Here is a 16,984-nt window from a genome sequence, read left to right as displayed (position 1 = left end):
TTGCTTTAGATATAGTACATGATGCCGCTATGGCCGCTCATCACATTATATTCGTGAACAAGATCCTCTAAGGTCAGCGAATCCACCAATTCATTAATGCGCTCAGTCATCTGATCCCACACCTTAACTTGAATACACTCCTGGATGCTTACCCCGCCTTCCTGAGGCAGTTCTTCATTGGCAACGGATAATTCTCCTTCCAGGACTCTGAGAATTGTGCCGACTTTAATCTCAGCCGCTTTGTCCGCCAAGACATAACCGCCCTGAGCCCCTTTTACACTATTGATGATCCCCGCCTTGCGCAATGCGGAAAAAACCTGCTCTAAATAGTTCTCAGAGATATTTTGTCGTTCAGCAATATTGGAAAGGGGCACATGTTCTCCTCGGGAATGAACGGCCAAATCCAGTAATGCCCGCAGCCCGTATCTGCCTTTTGTTGATATTTTCATTCCTTTAACACTCCAAGCTTAAGAATTCAGATGGGTTTAGTTTTAATGTAATACGGATTCCATACTTTGTCAAACCCTGCTCTGAGAATAATAGGGCTTTCCCCTAAAGCTTGATGCTTCAGGGGAAAGCCCTTTGTTCACCTATTATGCCGGCGGTTACTGCCTTAATCCATAAGTCTGAGTCACATCGAGAACAAAAATAATCCCATTCCCCGGTTGTTCAATATGAAGTTCATTGCGTATAGCCGTGACGATAGCCTCTGTGGTTTGGCTCTCCGCCAGGATCATGACAATTTCCTTTTCCGGTTCGATAGCCATGGAGAACAAGGTGTGAGTCTCGTGAATTCCTGAGCCACGGGCATTGATGATGGTTCCACCTCTTGAGCCGGCTTTCGTCGCTGCCTCTATGACCTCTTCAGCCTTACCTCTGTCCACTACAGTATAAATGGCATGATACATAGGAATTTCTGCACCTCGACTTTCTTGTTCACTGCGAAAGGAAAAATGACGGCCTACAAACCCCCTCACCGTAGTTGTAAAGGCAATGCCGTGATTCGGTTTATGCAGCGCTAATTTCTCATTAATCACTTTTAAGGCATACTCAGCTGTGCTTTTTTCTCCGAGCATCAGCACAATTTCTTTGCGGATATCCGTCAAATCCAAAAACTTTAGAATCGGATGATTGACCGTGCCTCGCCCTAAGAAAATCGTTCCTCCGGATATTCCACACTGTTTGGCAAGTTTGATTACTTTGCTGCCAACGCCAAAATTGACGACGAAGCAAATTAACTCAAATTCCTTTCCATCAGAGCTAAGCTTCATTTTCCTTTAATCCTTCCTTCACCGATTTCATCTTAAAAATAAAACCTAACGTTTGTAAAGCAATAATTGGAGTCATGGCAACCATGGCAATTACGCCGAAACCATCCACCATGACATTAGCCCCTTCAATAGCTTCAGCGGCACCTTGGGCAAAAGCCAGGATAAATGTTGCTGTCATCGGTCCAGAAGCAACCCCCCCTGCATCAAAAGCCATTCCTACAAATAATTTCGGCACAAAATACATCATAAGGATGGAGACCACATAACCCGGCAAAAGGAAATGCCATAACTGAAGTCCTGGGATCAAGATTCGAATCATCGATAATGAAACCGCAAAGGCAACTCCAATGGAAAGAGCTATCAAAACCACCGGTCTCTTTACATATCCACTTGTAACATCTTCTATTTGATGTGTCAAGACATAAACTGCAGGCTCTGCCAAAATGACTACCAAACCAAGAATAAAGCCGATGACGACAATGATCCATTTACTATCTAAAACGGCTACATTATAGCCAATCTTGCTGCCAACCTCCATAAAACCTGCATTAACTCCTGTCAGAAACAGAACCAATCCGATAAAAGTATAAACTAAACCCTTTAATACTTTACGGTAAGCCTTTGAAGATAATTTAAAGGAGATTTTTTGAAATAAGAAAAACATAAACATTATGGGCAGTAAGGCTATGAAGATTTCAAATGCTACGACGGGAAGTTTATTAATAAATGGTGCCAAAAGGGAGGACGAGACCTGAACGGACTCCTGAAGGCTCCCTGTGATCTCATCCTGCTTGGATAGGATGCTCATGATCATGACGGCAATAATTGCGCCGGCCGAAGTAACGGCTACAAGACCGAAGCTGTCTTTTTCCGAAGCCTTGCCATCCTTTTTTAAAGATGAAACCCCCAAAGCCAAAGCCAGCATGAAAGGCACAGTCAGCGCTCCGGTAGTTGCCCCGGAGGCGTCAAAAGAGATCGCCAGAAATTCCGAGGAGGTGAAAAAACTCAAGCCCAGGATGATCAAATAGAGAACCGTGAGTAACTTATACAAAGGAATATTATATATTATTCGGACTAAGCCAGTTGTGAGCATAACAGCAATCCCAATAGAAACCACCACAACAATGCTCAGCTTCGCTATAACCCCTGAAGTGACCATATCCACTTGCCCGGCAAGGATATGCAGATCAGGTTCAGCAATAGATATAAAAAATCCCAATACTAAACCTGCCGCCACAACAATCCACAATTTGTTGCTCTTCGTTAAAGCTCCTCCCATCAGAGTCCCTATTTTACTAATTCCTATATCCACTCCAAAAAGGAAAATAGCTAACCCCAAAACGATTAATAATGCCCCGAGAAGAAATCGGAAGACCAATAAAGGTTCCATGGGAATAATTGTGAAATTTAGAACCAATACAAGAATGATGATCGGGACGACGGATATTAATACTTCTTTTAATTTCTCTAAAAGTACATTCAAATAAACTTCACTACCCTTCTATCTATGTCTTATTGCGTCTTGGCACGCTTATAACGCAGGTATTCAATAAACTTCTCCACCTCCTCGATTTCATTTTGCGAAAGATCTCCACAATCGATTTTTTGGGGATGACCTTCATTAAGTGAACTATCTTCCAGATACCCCGCCGCTTTCATCAGCTCGTTGTAGCTTAAATCCAGGGCGAGAGCAATCGATTTCAGCACACAGGGTGAGGGATGCTTCCGCTCCCCATTTTCCAAACGGTAAATCTCCGTATGGCTCAGCCGGGCAAGCTCCGCAAGTTTGCGCAGAGAAATTTTACGCGCCACTCGCTGAGCCCAAATATAATGGCCTAGATCGACCAATTTCAGCACCTCTTTTTGGGTTAAATAAAGAAAATGTTTTTAATAATAACTTAATAATTATATCACCCTCTGTATCCTTTTGTCACCAAGTCATACCAAAATGGTGACAAAAGGATATATATCAGGACATTTTAAAGATTGATTATATTGAAACTATTCCATACAATTATTGACTACCTTACAAAGATTAGGTATAATGGAAGAAACTCGTTAGTTCTTGTGGATGAAAACCTTCTCGATTGCCTGTGGCTTTGGGGAGCAGGACACTTCCCATACGACGGGTGGAATTTAAATCTTGGAGGTTTTTTTTAAATGTTTGCAGACAAAGTTCTATCCTGTAAAGATTGTGGCGCAGAATTTGTCTTCTCTGCCTCAGAGCAAGAATTCTACGCAGAAAAAGGCTTTACAAATGAGCCTGGCCGCTGCCCTTCCTGCCGTTCTGCCAGAAAAGCTCAAAATCGTAACGGTGGTGGATATTCTTCCCGCCCACAACGGGAAATGTTCCCCGCTACTTGTTCATCCTGCGGAAAAGAAACGACAGTTCCTTTTCAACCTACGGGTGACAAACCTGTCTATTGCCGTGATTGCTACACCCCACGTAAGCGCAGCAACTGGTAATCTATAGCGTACATCGTCAATGAAGAACTTTGAGTCATTACTCAGAGTTCTTTTTATATACTATCTCTTTCTCCTTCGGTTGCCTTTCCAATCCGCCCATTCTTCCGATTGATTTTATTCTATTAACTAATTCGAAAAAGATATTTATTCTAATTACAAAAAATAATATATTAATTTTTAGCTATATTAAATATTATTATTTATGCTATATAAAAAATAAATGTTAACTTTCTATGAATTTATTCACAAGTTACTTGCTTATGCAACAAAAAATAGGTATGATAGAGCCATAAGGAACAATATTGTGAGGTTTTATTATGCCAACGTTTCATGAATATACTGCAAGATCGTTCGGATTTCATCTGAATAAGGCAGCACGTCTTATTGCCCAGCGATTGAGTCACAACTTCAAAGAACATGATTTTGAAGTTACAATCAGTAGCGTTGCATTAAATTAAGATGGTTACTGTCAAGGGAAAATTCGCCTCAGGTCTCCTTCAATTATTTATCATAATTGGTGTATACAACCATCCGAGTTTACTCCCCTCAGTCCAAAGAAAGACCAGGCAACAGATAGCCCTTTTCCACATTTTTACACATATTATCTCACAGAATCACAGGGTCATATATCAAGTCATTTAACCATCCTGTGTCTTCCTCAGTGATGATGTAATGCTCTGTCATTTGGTAGATCTTTTCATGGTTAATCCTTTTGGCAGCTTTCCTTCTTCGTCGTCGGAGTTTTTCTAAAAACTCCTCATAGCTCTCAAAGAGACAGGTAATCAGTAGTCTTTGCAAGGTGAGCAAGTCTCTTGGATATTCCACTTCAAGTTTAAGCAGCATTAAAGAACAATAAGTCATCAGTGCTAATAGAATTTGGTTGGTTACTGCGGTTTCGCTTGTACCGTAAAAGTGTTTAATTTGAGCGTGCTGCTTGAGCCATTTAAAGAACAATTCAATCTGCCAGCGATAACGATAGATCTCACCCAGTTCTTCGGCACTTAGTTCAAAATCATTGGTCAAGATCGTAAAGGGTTCGTTGATGGTATCATCTATGGTCACTTCCCGGAGGGTATGCTTCATTTTTCGGGAACCTGTTCCTAGGATGATATCCACGTCTTCCTCGATAATCCCATCTTCTTCTACGGGACGCTCAACGCCTGTAAACTCCATGATTGCGTTGTTTTTGAGACGAGTAACAAAGCGTATCCCTTTTTCGCAGTAATCATCAAATAGCTCGTAGTCCACATAACCTCGATCAAAAATATTGAGGGCATCCTTATCTTCAACAATAAGTTCATCCAGCTTCTTGCGATCGGCTATTTTGGCTGGGGTAATGACCACTTCATCGGGTAGAGCTATTCCATCAAAGCTTAAGCGTAGATGTATTTTTACACCGGCTTTGCTCTTTCTGAACACGGCCCAGGGATAACGGGAAAGGCATAGGCTGATAGTCGATGCGTCAATCATGTACAATTTACCGAGTTGCTGCCGAATCTTCCCATACCCTTGCTTTTGAGCTACTTTGTGTAAAGTGCGCCTAAAGAGCATTTCCGAAACCTTAGTAGGCAAAGTCTTTAACCTTCGAGAAATCTGACTGTGACTAATGCTCTTTAAACCGATGGCTTGACCAAGATTGTCACTTAGAACGCTCGTACTGATCTTTCGTAAAGCTCTGTATTCTTGAAGTTGTGCGTTACTAATGAGGAGAGTGAGTTGATTTGTCTTTAGTTTTTGGGTCCTGCGATCGAGGTCTGGGACCTGCTGATGGATATCTTTCCATAAATCTTTTGAAAAAAGCGGCTGAAAGGCTTGCATAAATGTGGAATGCGTAGTATCCTTGTCCTGCATTTTAAATCTCCTTATAATTTGAGATTTGGGCAAGGACTACCCTATCTCTTATTATAAGGATTTTTTATGTGTATTTACAGTGATAATCAGGAATATACGCTGATTTCGGGTCTATTTGCTTAAATTTAGCTAAATTTGAGCTTTGACATTTTTGTTGTTAGCTTTATGCAACGCTACTGAGTTACAATAGAACAATGGAGATTACTCCTCTATTTATGGCGGGAAGACGGCCAGACTCAAAACAGTTTGGCTCTGAGCAGCAATAAAGATGAGCCCAGCGTTTCCAGGATCATCAACACTATGGAAAAACATAACCTGGTGGTCAGAACCAGGCATCCTCATGATCGGCGGACGAATCTCATTTATCTTACGGAGACCGGAAGAAATCTTAAAGATGGACTTATGGCTATGGGAGACAAAACAAACGAAGAAACCACTCAAGGGATTGACCTCGAGGATTTAACAGTTTGTATCAGAGTCTTAGATAAGGTTATCGATAATCTTTCCGCTCTTAACTAGTGAAATTAATCATTACTCACCCCAAAGAGGGCTGACTTCAGGATTGGACAATCCTAAAGTCAGCCCTCTTTCTATGGTCTTCTTCATGTATTTAACATATATCAAATACACTTTAGCCCATCAACATAACGATATACCTCCAAGACTGCCCCGGGGGAAAGATTCTCATCAAGGATTCCGGCACTGCTGCCAAAGATATAGCTCCCAGGCAGGACCGTCCTTAATAATTCATCCACCTTGGGGACTCCACCGGCCTCAAACCAGTCCAGCCCATACCCGCCCATAAGACACATATCCCTGCCTACGGCTTCTCTGACTTCCGCAAGATCCATGACAGACTCCAAGGAATGAATCCCCTTAAAGCCCATTTCCTTTAAATCCTGGAGAATAAGCCGGATATCCCCATCTGAATGTAAGAAGATCGGCAGCTCTCTCCCTGCCAATTCCCGGGATGTGCGGCGCAAACTCTGCAGGAGTTCCTTAAGGTACGGAAAAAATATCTCCCGCATAATCCGGGGGGAAATATATAGTCCACGGTTATAGGCGATATCATCAGCGATCAAAATTCCATGAGCCCCGGAAGCGATAGCCTTCCTGCCCAGCTCCAGACTCTTTTGCATCGACTCCTTGACAAGCTCTGCAATTTTTTCTTGATCTCTCACCGTATCCATCAGGAAAGCTGTAAAATCGGCATAACCATGTCCCACACCCTGAAAAGGACCGTCAAGCAAAGCAAAGAGGAAAAAATCACTTTCCTCTTGCCACTGTTGCAGTTCTGCCCATGGTTTATCCGGCTTTTGGGAATCGGCCATAAAAACAAGGGCATCAAGGCCTAATAATTCATAGGCCTTCATCCTCGCCTCAAGGTCAAGGGGGGGCGGGCTGGGGAAGGAGGACTGTTGAAGAAGTTTGGCAACCAGGCCATCCTCAACAAAGAACTCCCCCTTGGGAAGCTTATCCACTGCCTCCCCATCTATCATTGCCAAGACCCTTTCAATCTTCGTCATATTCCCTCCGAGCAACTTACACTCCGTATTATCTCACGTAGTTGGCAGGATTTACGGTATCGCCATTGACGATGATTTCAAAATGGAGGTGGGAGCCTGTGGAACGGCCTGTGGAACCGACCAAACCAATGGTCTCACCCTGAGAAACGGATTGCCCCACCTTAACCAGTATTTTAGAAGCATGAGCATAACGGGTTTGGATGCCATTACCATGGTCAACCAAAATGCAATTCCCATAGTTGCCTTGCCTGCCTGCCGCAACGACTGTCCCGGCGGCCGCGGCCACAAAGGGATCACCGCTGGATCCCGCATAATCAATGCCTGTATGGAACTCGCTGCCGCGGTATCCATAATAGGAACTGACATAGCCTCCGTAAGGTCTTACTAAGGCCGGCACTAAACCGCTACCCCGGGAAGCGCTGGCTACCTGAACACGTTGAGGCCCCTTAGTCACCACTTGGGACACCGCTTCCTTAGTCACTTTCTCATCTACGATAGTCTTTGTGACAATTTTATCATTCTTCTGCACATACGAATATGTAACAACCTTTTCACCGTCGGCTCCGGCTTTGGTAACTTTCGATGTACCGCTGGCTAATTTATTGTCAACCTTGGTCTCCACATCAAAGGGTATAGTTTCGGTCGCCGTCTTGGTTCCCTCAAAGACGACGGTAAGATAGGGACTGACCTTCTCAATCGCAATTTTTTCTCCGGGCTTAATGATGGTATCGAGGGTTGCTCCGGGGTTAGCGGCAAGAACTTCCACGGTTTTCAAGTCATTCTTACGGGCGATCAACCACCAGGAATCGTTTTCTTCCACCACATACTCTTCTTTTTGCACATTGCCCTGTTTCAGCACCTCCAAGGCTTCTGCCACGGTGGTAATTGCTTCAGGCAAAGCTTCTACATCCTGAATTTCAACCTCTTCTTCAAAGGTTACCGCAGTCAATTTATTATTCTCATCTTCTTTGACGTACATTTCCTCGTAGGCTTTTAAAAGCTTATCCGCTTCCGCCTGGCTCGCTAAAGTGAACATGGGATGGTCTGCTATTTTTAATTCCACCGCTTCAATAAAGAAAGACAGCTTGCCTTTAAGCTCCTCTTTGGTTAAGGGAGTATAGCCATTATCGATTCGTGCCGTAGTATATTCGATTTGGTCATGGGTCTTGGCGACCTCTCCGACAGGAGCTCCTTCTTCATCAAGGACTTGCTCCAGCAGCTTTTCTCCGTTGTTGACGCTTTCCACTATACCCACCGTTTCACCATTAATGACTACATAGGCCGCAGGAGCTGTGGTATTAAGATAATATCCTCCGCCTCCCAGCGCCAGTAGGACGGCTAAGGCTCCGCCAATCATTTTGGGAGACTTCCATGGTAGTTTATTCAAGGATTCAATCCAGATTTTTGGCTCTAGCTTGATTTTCACAGGCCGCATACTTACCTCCTATTACACAAACAACTCAAAACTATTATACAGGATGGTTGTGATGATTTTGTGAAAATCTTTAAATTTTTTCTGTTTCACTCCTAAGAAATTATCTATTCCCACAATTCTCGACTTAATTCTTCAATTCTTTTTTTCCTTTTTGCGGTTTCGGAAGGATCAATCAGATACTCTCCATTGCTTAAAACCAAACTGTCCCCTTCCTTGGCTTCTCTGGGCAGAGCATGACGGGGAACATTGATGATAACCCGATCTTCTTGTTCAATCACCGCAAACTCACCTTCAAAACGATCAATAATTCCTTTCATTTTCAGGCAACTCCTTTCTAAGATGCAAAGATCCTTCAGGCAGTTTTCTCTTGGCTTATTGAACCTCATGGGTTGTTGTGGCAAATGTGAGTGCGGAACCATTGGCAGTCACTGTTATGGTCCCGACTTGATCGGTTCTGTAAATACCAATCCCTGCATCGCTTAACCGTTTAAGAACAGTTTCTGTTGGGTGACCATAGCTGTTATCCTTCCCTACAGAGATAATAGCATACTTGGGAGCTACAGCAGCGAGAAAATCTTTCGTCGTCGATGATTTACTGCCGTGATGACCTACTTTCAGGACATCAGCCTTTAGATTTACACCAGCGGCCAGCATTTCTTTTTCCGAGACATCTTCCGCATCTCCCGTAAAGAGAAAGGCATGGGGTCCATAGACTAAGCGCAGGACGATGCTGTAATTGTTCATGTCCTCATATTGGCCGGACAGAGGGGCAAGGATTTCTGCTGAAACGGCAGGCATGCCTTCCTCAAGAGGCCCTAAATCCAACTGGACTCCGGCCTTCCCTTCCTTGATTTTCAAGCCTTTCTCCTGGACAGCCAGCAAAACATCCTCAAAGGTCCTGGTAGTGCTGGTCACCTTGGGCATAATCACCTGCCCGATCTTAAACTTCTCGATAACCTTATCCAATCCTCCGATGTGATCCTCATGAGGATGAGTTCCAATCAGGATATGAATTTCCTCAATCCCTCGGTCTTGGAGATACTTGATTAAGAACTCGGCATCGGCATTATTGCCGGCATCGATCAGTATATTTTTGCCGTTGGGAATCTGAATCAGGGCTGAATCGGCTTGACCTACATCGATAAAGCTTACCTGCAAAGCCTTAGTATCCGCGTTATCTTTCCCTAAGAAACTTCCGGGGTTTTGCCCTTCTTTAACGCTGTTCCTCTGATCCTGAGAGTTCTGAGGATTAGGATTCGCCAAGTCTGCGCAGCCTATTAACAATATTGACAATAGGAGAACTAAAAGAAAGCTCCCTATCTTATAACCTTTCACAGCATCCCTCTTCTTCTATCTTTTGGAATAATTAAAACTTCTACTCTCTTATCTCTATGTACATCTATCTTATCTCTATATACAACCCAAAGAAGCTCCTGAAGGCTCCACACCATTCAGGAGCTTCTTATTAAGCTTTCGGCCCGGCCTGGCGGATTTCTTCAGCAGTCTGGGCAAATTGCTCGAAGTTCTTTTGGAAGCGCTGAGCCAGTTCCCTGGCATTGATATCATAAGCCTCTTTATTCTGCCAGGTCAATCTTGGATTTAAAACCTCACTGGGTACCCCTTCCACATGGTCAGGAACCAGGACGCCAAAATTCGGATCAGCGGTGAATTCAGCCTGCTCCAAAGTGCCCTGGAGGGCTGCCGTAATCATCGCCCGGGTATAGCCCAGTTTGATACGCTTGCCCACCCCGTAAGCGCCGCCGGACCAACCGGTATTGACCAGATAGACCCGTGTACCATAGGTGTCGATTCTCTCTCCCAGCATTTCCGCATACACTTGGGGTGCCAAAGGAAGGAAGGGAGCACCAAAGCAGGTGGAAAAAGTCGCCTGTGGCTCTGTAATTCCCCGCTCAGTTCCGGCCAGCTTGGAGGTATATCCGGATAAGAAATGATACATCGCTTGTTCCTTGGTGAGTTTGGCGATGGGAGGCAATACGCCAAAGGCGTCCGCCGTGAGGAAAACAATCACCTTAGGCTGTCCCCCTACACCGGGGATTACGGCTCCTTCGATATAGTCGATGGGGTAAGCCGCCCGTGTATTTTCCGTCAGTGTGGCATCGTCATAATCGGCAACCTGGGTGTCCGGATGAAGAACGACGTTTTCCAGAACCGTTCCAAAGCGGATGGCCTGCCAAATCTGCGGTTCTTTTTCCTCGGAAAGGTTGATGCATTTGGCATAGCAGCCCCCTTCAAAATTAAAGACCCCGTTTTTTGACCAGCCATGCTCATCATCACCGATTAAACAGCGCTCCGGATCGGCGGAAAGGGTGGTCTTTCCCGTTCCGGATAAACCAAAGAACAGGGCTACATCCCCATCCGCACCGATATTGGCCGAACAATGCATGGGCATGACTTCCCTTAAAGGCAAATAGTAGTTCATGACGCTGAAAATGGATTTCTTCATCTCGCCGGCATAATGGGTCCCCCCAATCAATACCACCCGCTTTTCGAAGGAGCAAATGATAAAGGCCTCGGAATGGGTTCCATGGACTTCCGGATCGGCTTTAAAGCTGGGGACAGCAATAATCGTAAACTGGGCTTGATGGTTATCTAATTCCTCTGGGGTGGGGCGAATAAAGAGTTGGTGTACAAAGAGATTTTGCCAGGCGAACTCATTGATGACCCGGATGGGAAGCCGGTATTCTTCATCTGCCCCGGCAAAGCCATCAAAAATAAACACTTCTTCTTTAGCTTCTAGATAGGCTTGGACTTCATCATAAAGCTTCTCAAAGTATTCCTGGGCAATAGGGCGGTTCACTGAGCCCCAATCGATCCGCTCATGGACCGAAGGTTCATCGACGATAAATTTATCGAGAGGGGAACGTCCGGTATATTTCCCCGTACTTACACGAAATGCTCCACTGGAAGCAAGAGTACCTTCTCCACGCTCAAGGGCCATGTCAACTAATTCTGATACCTCTAAATTATGATGAACAATTTGATCCATGATAACGCTGCTCCTTTTCCGTGATTAAAATATACAAAATACATGGGACGTGCAATACACATTCACCATTATAGCAGTAGCGCATGGAATTTGGCACCCATTTTTTCATTTTTGATGATTAATATACGAAAAAACTATGCAGCGCGGCTGGCTTTCACCAGGCTCTGCATAGTTTTTTTCTATTATCTCATCGGAATGAGGCAGCTTCAGTTGGCGGCATAGTAGTTAATAAGGCTTCCCTGGAGGATAATCTCTCTCTCGTCCTGAGTCAGCGGATTGAGCTGAAGCTTAACCTCTTTAATCCCATGAGCAGTAAACAACTGCCCTGTAACCGTTTCGGCTTCACTGATGATGCTCTGGCGAATTCCCGGGACAAAAAGCACATCATCCACATGGAAAACGATCTCAGGGTCATTATCCCAGGTAAAGGGCAACATTCCCCAGTTGATCAGGTTGCTCCGGTAACGTTTGGTAGCGTACTCCTGAGCAATATTGGCCCATCCTCCCAGGACCTTCTGACAGGATGCAGCCTGCTCCCGGGCTGAACCATCCCCAGGCTTCACGGCATAGATCACTGTACCGATCCCGGTATTGGCCAGTGCCTCCTGCAGCTGGGTATAAGCAGGGGCCGCCTGAAGGATTCGCTCTCCCAACCCGCGCAAACCGTCGCTCAGGCCGGTCAAATCCTTGGCACCGGCCACCAGGCTGCGGCGTTCTTTCTCCAAGGCTTGCACCCCTTTGGCACGTTCCACATACTGAGGCTCTTTCCGGGAAAGGGTAAATTCTGCAAGTCGCAGAGGGTTGGAGCGGTAAGAGGAGGTTTCTCCCGAAGGAATCAACTCATCGGTGGTGGTGACAGGATCGTGAATGACAGCCGCAAATTTCAAGAGAATATTCTCGGGGAGGGCAATCATCTCCGGCCAGTCGGCAATATTGGGGCCGAACTTCAATTCCGACTTAAGGAGGGGTTTGCCGAAACCTTGATACACTCTCTTGGCATAGATATCGGCATTAAATTCATAATCAGCTTCTGCGGGAGTAAAATCAATCTCCGTCGCCGGGGTCAGCCGGCCACCGCGAATCACTGTGGCGGCAATAGAACGTGCGTCCATCAAGGCAACTGAAGATATCTGCAGTTCTCCGGGTTTGGAGCCTTCCCGGTTAGGGAAGTTCCTCGTGGTATGACGAATGCTGAATTGGCCGTTGGCAGGCACATCCCCGGCTCCAAAGCAAGGACCGCAGAAAGCTGTCTTGATCAGTGTTCCGGCCTGCATCAGCTTGCCGATAGCGCCCCGCTTAATGAGTTCATAATAAATGGGCTGGCTGGAAGGATAGACGCTGAAGGACAGGTAGTCGTTCCCCACCGATTGGCTGTCCAGGATAGCGGCCACATCCATAATGTTTTCAAAGCTTCCGCCGGCACAGCCTGCCACGATGGCCTGATCCACATGGAGCCGGCCCTTGACGATCCGATCCGTCAGATTGAACTTAATCCGGGGATTATCCAGCTGCTTTCTTGCCTCTGCTTCCACCTGTTTAAGGATATCGTAAGGGTTCTCATTGAGCTCGGCAATGGTAAAGGTATTGCTGGGATGGAAAGGCATAGCGATCATGGGCACGATTTTGCTTAAATCCACCACCACCATACCGTCATAATAGGCCACTTCTCCCGGCTCCAGCTTGGCATAAGCTTCACTGCGGCCATGGATATCATAATACTTCTTCACTTGATCGTCGGTGGTCCAAATGGAGCTTAAGCAAGTGGTTTCTGTAGTCATGACATCAATACCGCTGCGGAAGTCCACTGATAGATTCTCAATGCCGGGGCCCACAAATTCCATGACCTTATTCTTAACAAAGCCATTCTTAAAGACGGCTCCGATAATGGCCAGGGCTACGTCCTGGGGACCTACGCCAGGGCGGGGCTTGCCTTCCAGATAGATGGCCACCACACCGGGATATTTCACATCATAGGTTTTGCTGAGAAGCTGCTTGACCAGCTCCGGTCCCCCTTCCCCCACTCCCATGGTGCCAAAGGCGCCGTAACGGGTATGGCTGTCCGAGCCCAGAATCATGCTGCCGCAGCCTGTCATCATCTCCCTCATATATTGATGGATGACCGCTTGATGGGCAGGAACATAGATACCGCCGTATTTTTGAGCCGCAGACAAACCGAAGACATGATCATCTTCGTTGATGGTTCCACCCACCGCCGACAAACTGTTATGGCAGTTGGTCAGCACATAGGGAATCGGGAATTCCTTCAAGCCGCTGGCCCTTGCCGTCTGCACAATCCCCACATAGGTGATGTCATGAGAAGTTAAGGCATCAAAGCGAATCTTCAGATCATCCATGTTTCCGGAGGCATTATGCCGGGAGAGAATCTGATAAGCCATGGTATTTTTACGGGCCTTTTCACGATCCGGGAATTCTTCCGTGGAAAGCTGCTCCGGATCAACGGTCTGACCATTAAGATCCCAAAGAACATTTGTATCTTTTACCTCCAAGGCTTGCTTACCTTGAATAAGGTATATACCGTTTTCAATTAAACGTATCATGTCCATCCTCCATACTCTAGGTTTTTCCTCCTGCTGAGGCATGGTTTTAATTTACCTACATTTCTTATAAGTATCAACCTTTTTACACCATGTATACAATATTTAACGCCTGATGAGGATTATCCTGCTCTTTTTTGCCAAAACAAACTCTAGCTTATCGAATCGGCTTGCCTATATTTTTATCTATTCTCCATTGAGGAGCTGTGCCATCATCACCCCAGTATTCGTCCAGGACCTTTATCTTATCTTCGCTCATCTCAAAAAATGAAGCCACATGAAAGGAATTTTCCTTTGACCAAACACGTGTAACAGTAATCACACTATTGCCAATGTGTTCTATTCGTTCAACTTCGCCACTCCAGCTTCCAGGATAATCACAATTGGCTCTCAGAAATTCTTTGACATTAAATTGCTCATTTGTATTATGCCATCGGATACAGGCATCTTCGTGAAAATACTTTGGTAATTCTTCTTCGTTCTGGGTAGCAATATGATTCCAGTACTGAGTTACAAATTTGTTTATATCCATTGATATTTCTCCTTGTAAGATTTTTGTTGTCTATGTGATTTGGATGCGAGCGCTGAATCCATAATACTGCGCTTTATCTTATAAGAAAAGACATACCCTCCTTGTGAGAAAGTATGTCTTTGGAGAACAATAGTGGAAAAAGTCTTCTCAAGTGAAGATTATGCTTATTTTCTTACCGCAAGGCAATAATTCACATTGTCAAATGCAGTCATCGGATGCAAAGGATTGGCGTGATTGTAGGCTTCAAAATATTGTCCTGTCACTTCCCCAGGCGTTAGATGCTCATATATCAAGAACCCGTGGGAGGAAAGTACATTCTCCATATCTTCATAAGAATAGCCGGCAAGCATTTTTTCATTGGCCGTCGCTGCCAACATCGCTTGTTTTTTTGCCCGTTCTCCCCCTTTGTCGGTGTAGGTGTTTTCATCAGGATAGTCAAATACAATAGAACTACCCACAGGTAAAAGAGCACTGAGCCCAGAAATCAGATCTACAAATGTTTGCACCGAAAGATAATAGACAACGCCTAAAATACTGCAAAAGCTGGTTTGGTTTTTATTAAATTTAATGTTTTGAGTCAAGGCCGTCTGCCATTCTTGTTTCATAAAATCGGCCGTAATATATTGGACATTATCGGGTATGGTTAGCTTGGCCTTTTCCAGTTTAGCCCTTTTATCCTTTGCCGTAGCTGGGTGATCAATCTCAAAAATCTGTATTTCCTTAGCCCAAGCAGGCTGGCGATAGGCAAAACTGTCATACCCTGCACCCAGAATCAGATACTGTCTTGCGCCGCTTGACACTGCAGCGTAAAGTGCTTTTTCTGTAAATGCCGCTCTGCCAAGGGGTGAAGGAGATAGTTGATTATCCACTACCCATCTTAAAGCCTCATCCGGTGTCCCTTTAAAGGACGGATTAAAAAACCCAATACCTTCCGCCATATTTTTCGATATTTGTCCGTATTCTTCTTCGCTTAAGAAGAGCCTTGCCATACTGTCATTAAAAATTTTCACTTCATTGTTCTCTGCGTGGTATGCCCTGGAAAATGTGCTGACCAGTGCCGTTACACTTTTCTGTTCCATTTTAATCACCTCATATACTTAATACACCTGGAGCCTACTCAGTACAAGGCTTGTAATTTTTCTCATTTTATGGTACATTAAGTACAAGAAATCAAAGAAATTCACATTTCTGTCACATATATTGTGGCAGATTTTTTATTTTTTACACAGGGAACAAAATGTCTAAGCTTTCTTTGGTTTGCTTTATCACAGGAACCCCTCCCCTAAAACGAAAAAGACTCGCACAGACGAATTCCAGATAGTAATATATGACAAGGTATGTCTTTTGGGATGGAGATGATGGGACTCGAACCCACAACTTCTCACATGCGAAGCAAGCGCTCTCCCGGTCCGTGCTTAAAGCACCCTCAAAATAGTGCTTGATTGATTGTTAATATTTGTTATTCAGAAAGAGGTTCGGTTATCGCCATCAAAATCTCATTCATTTTAGCATAATCACACAAGAAAGAAGCAGCGCTTGCTTCAACCATCTGCTTGTCGGTCACTTGAGAAAAGTCCACTTGATAACCTATGTTTTCAGCCAGATATTCGATAAAGAGCCTTTGCACTCTACCGTTACCTTCCCTAAAAGGGTGTAGGGCATTAATCTCGCTAAGGTAGAACGCCAAACGAAGTGGAACTTCATCTCGGGGGACGTCTTTAAGGTAGTTTTCTTCTTTTAATTTCCGAAATAGTATATGGGCATTTGGTTCAATAAACTGATAGTTGCAGAACATATTGCCTTTTGCCACGTTAACGCATCGAAGTTTGCCAGCCCATTCGTAAACATCGCCGAATACATACTTGTGGATCGTTTTCAAATGAAGCAGATCAAAATCACCTCGTATAACGTTTAATTTGGCATTTGCAATTCGCAAAGAGGTGATTTCTCTTTCTGCTATGCGCAGTTTTTCCGCATCCTCAATTCTCAGCTTGTTTATCAGCACATTAGAATGGGGATAGCAATATTTGTGATCCCATTCATAACTGTAATCATAATTGTTGTTCATGGTCATAGTCGTGGGCAGCTGTATGCTTTTTAACGAGTTCAGCTATGGTTTTCTCAACCAATTTATCATTTCCTGCACAATATCTGATTCTATCCTTATCAGACTGCGTAAGTGGCATTCCTTCCATCGCCATGGAGCCGTTAACCTCATCAATTAATTTTTCTAAATCTCTCACCTAAAACCACCTCGTCTTATTATACCATATTTTTACTTAAAACTTAAACAATAATCCAGGCTAAACCAATAAGAGCTACACTAGTCGAAAGATATGCC

Annotated in this window: 16 protein-coding genes and 1 pseudogene; 2 read left to right on the top strand and 15 right to left on the bottom strand. The window is 44.5% G+C overall.

Annotated features, from left to right (window positions below; genetic code table 11):
* Window positions 1-5: 5 nt before the first annotated feature.
* The 4 genes from DHAF_RS05750 to DHAF_RS05735 all read right to left on the bottom strand — a co-directional run bounded on the left by DHAF_RS05750 (window position 6) and on the right by DHAF_RS05735 (window position 3,119).
* The gene (locus tag DHAF_RS05750; RefSeq protein WP_005813701.1) at window positions 6-449 is read right to left on the bottom strand and encodes an RrF2 family transcriptional regulator; all 444 of its coding nucleotides are present in this window, start codon (window positions 447-449) and stop codon (window positions 6-8) included.
* Between the two features lie 156 nt (window positions 450-605).
* Window positions 606-1,271 (bottom strand): P-II family nitrogen regulator, encoded by a 666-nt coding sequence (locus DHAF_RS05745; protein ID WP_015943231.1) that lies wholly within the window; start codon window positions 1,269-1,271, stop codon window positions 606-608.
* Entirely contained in the window at window positions 1,261-2,754 is a 1,494-nt protein-coding gene (locus tag DHAF_RS05740; RefSeq protein WP_005813698.1) for a DUF1538 domain-containing protein, read from the bottom strand. Before DHAF_RS05740 ends, DHAF_RS05745 begins: the two co-directional genes overlap by 11 nt.
* Before the next feature lie 29 nt (window positions 2,755-2,783).
* Window positions 2,784-3,119, bottom strand: coding sequence for a helix-turn-helix domain-containing protein (locus DHAF_RS05735; RefSeq protein ID WP_015943230.1), 336 nt, complete (start codon window positions 3,117-3,119; stop codon window positions 2,784-2,786).
* 312 nt (window positions 3,120-3,431) lie between these two features.
* Between DHAF_RS05735 and DHAF_RS05730 the strand changes: the two genes are divergently transcribed.
* Window positions 3,432-3,737: a zinc-ribbon domain containing protein gene (locus DHAF_RS05730; protein ID WP_011461672.1), complete on the top strand. Its 306-nt coding sequence runs from the start codon at window positions 3,432-3,434 to the stop codon at window positions 3,735-3,737.
* Window positions 3,738-4,343: 606 nt separating this feature from the next.
* Here DHAF_RS05730 and DHAF_RS05725 read toward each other — a convergent pair.
* Window positions 4,344-5,588 carry an IS4-like element ISDha2 family transposase gene (locus DHAF_RS05725; RefSeq protein WP_015943229.1) on the bottom strand — a complete coding sequence of 415 codons (1,245 nt, stop codon included), beginning with the start codon at window positions 5,586-5,588 and terminating at the stop codon, window positions 4,344-4,346.
* Window positions 5,589-5,768: 180 nt separating this feature from the next.
* Here DHAF_RS05725 and DHAF_RS05720 point away from each other — a divergent pair.
* Window positions 5,769-6,107 (top strand): annotated as a pseudogene (locus DHAF_RS05720) (MarR family winged helix-turn-helix transcriptional regulator); the annotation flags it as partial.
* A gap of 101 nt (window positions 6,108-6,208) precedes the next feature.
* Here the strand turns inward: DHAF_RS05720 and DHAF_RS05715 are convergent.
* The 10 genes from DHAF_RS05715 to DHAF_RS05670 form a co-directional block, all read right to left on the bottom strand.
* Window positions 6,209-7,114: a uroporphyrinogen decarboxylase family protein gene (locus DHAF_RS05715; RefSeq protein WP_005813690.1), complete on the bottom strand. Its 906-nt coding sequence runs from the start codon at window positions 7,112-7,114 to the stop codon at window positions 6,209-6,211.
* A 28-nt stretch (window positions 7,115-7,142) separates the two neighbouring features.
* A complete protein-coding gene (locus DHAF_RS05710) occupies window positions 7,143-8,549 on the bottom strand; it encodes a peptidoglycan DD-metalloendopeptidase family protein (RefSeq protein ID WP_015943228.1) in 1,407 nt (468 codons plus the stop codon).
* Between the two features lie 104 nt (window positions 8,550-8,653).
* On the bottom strand, window positions 8,654-8,866 hold the full coding sequence (locus DHAF_RS05705; RefSeq protein ID WP_011461676.1) for a DUF3006 domain-containing protein: 213 nt from the start codon (window positions 8,864-8,866) through the stop codon (window positions 8,654-8,656).
* 55 nt (window positions 8,867-8,921) lie between these two features.
* Window positions 8,922-9,884, bottom strand: a complete 963-nt coding sequence (locus DHAF_RS05700) for a ComEC/Rec2 family competence protein (RefSeq protein ID WP_005813684.1) — start codon at window positions 9,882-9,884, stop codon at window positions 8,922-8,924.
* Window positions 9,885-10,014: 130 nt separating this feature from the next.
* Window positions 10,015-11,556 carry a phosphoenolpyruvate carboxykinase (ATP) gene (pckA, locus tag DHAF_RS05695; RefSeq protein WP_005813680.1) on the bottom strand — a complete coding sequence of 514 codons (1,542 nt, stop codon included), beginning with the start codon at window positions 11,554-11,556 and terminating at the stop codon, window positions 10,015-10,017.
* A gap of 206 nt (window positions 11,557-11,762) precedes the next feature.
* Complete coding sequence (locus DHAF_RS05690) at window positions 11,763-14,114, bottom strand: hydratase (RefSeq protein ID WP_015943227.1); 2,352 nt, start codon at window positions 14,112-14,114, stop codon at window positions 11,763-11,765.
* 154 nt (window positions 14,115-14,268) lie between these two features.
* On the bottom strand, window positions 14,269-14,643 hold the full coding sequence (locus DHAF_RS05685) for a nuclear transport factor 2 family protein (RefSeq protein WP_005813674.1): 375 nt from the start codon (window positions 14,641-14,643) through the stop codon (window positions 14,269-14,271).
* A gap of 164 nt (window positions 14,644-14,807) precedes the next feature.
* Entirely contained in the window at window positions 14,808-15,722 is a 915-nt protein-coding gene (locus tag DHAF_RS05680; protein WP_015943226.1) for a class I SAM-dependent methyltransferase, read from the bottom strand.
* Between the two features lie 380 nt (window positions 15,723-16,102).
* A complete protein-coding gene (locus DHAF_RS05675) occupies window positions 16,103-16,717 on the bottom strand; it encodes a Fic family protein (protein ID WP_020502637.1) in 615 nt (204 codons plus the stop codon).
* Window positions 16,695-16,886, bottom strand: coding sequence for a hypothetical protein (locus DHAF_RS05670; RefSeq protein ID WP_005813666.1), 192 nt, complete (start codon window positions 16,884-16,886; stop codon window positions 16,695-16,697). Before DHAF_RS05670 ends, DHAF_RS05675 begins: the two co-directional genes overlap by 23 nt.
* Window positions 16,887-16,984 lie beyond the last annotated feature (98 nt).

Source organism: Desulfitobacterium hafniense DCB-2, assembly GCF_000021925.1.
GTDB classification, from domain to species: Bacteria; Bacillota; Desulfitobacteriia; order Desulfitobacteriales; family Desulfitobacteriaceae; genus Desulfitobacterium; species Desulfitobacterium hafniense.
The sequence above is the reverse complement of the archived record's forward strand: the minus strand, read 5'-3'. Positions and strand labels throughout refer to the sequence as shown.

Coding starts and splice junctions, on each gene's coding strand:
- DHAF_RS05750 (WP_005813701.1), bottom strand. CDS start 449: ATGAAAATATCAACAAAAGGCAGATACGGGCTGCGGGCATTACTGGAT.
- DHAF_RS05745 (WP_015943231.1), bottom strand. CDS start 1,271: ATGAAGCTTAGCTCTGATGGAAAGGAATTTGAGTTAATTTGCTTCGTC.
- DHAF_RS05730 (WP_011461672.1), top strand. CDS start 3,432: ATGTTTGCAGACAAAGTTCTATCCTGTAAAGATTGTGGCGCAGAATTT.
- DHAF_RS05725 (WP_015943229.1), bottom strand. CDS start 5,588: ATGCAGGACAAGGATACTACGCATTCCACATTTATGCAAGCCTTTCAG.
- DHAF_RS05715 (WP_005813690.1), bottom strand. CDS start 7,114: ATGACGAAGATTGAAAGGGTCTTGGCAATGATAGATGGGGAGGCAGTG.
- DHAF_RS05710 (WP_015943228.1), bottom strand. CDS start 8,549: ATGCGGCCTGTGAAAATCAAGCTAGAGCCAAAAATCTGGATTGAATCC.
- DHAF_RS05705 (WP_011461676.1), bottom strand. CDS start 8,866: ATGAAAGGAATTATTGATCGTTTTGAAGGTGAGTTTGCGGTGATTGAA.
- pckA (WP_005813680.1), bottom strand. CDS start 11,556: ATGGATCAAATTGTTCATCATAATTTAGAGGTATCAGAATTAGTTGAC.
- DHAF_RS05690 (WP_015943227.1), bottom strand. CDS start 14,114: ATGATACGTTTAATTGAAAACGGTATATACCTTATTCAAGGTAAGCAA.
- DHAF_RS05685 (WP_005813674.1), bottom strand. CDS start 14,643: ATGGATATAAACAAATTTGTAACTCAGTACTGGAATCATATTGCTACC.
- DHAF_RS05680 (WP_015943226.1), bottom strand. CDS start 15,722: ATGGAACAGAAAAGTGTAACGGCACTGGTCAGCACATTTTCCAGGGCA.
- DHAF_RS05675 (WP_020502637.1), bottom strand. CDS start 16,717: ATGACCATGAACAACAATTATGATTACAGTTATGAATGGGATCACAAA.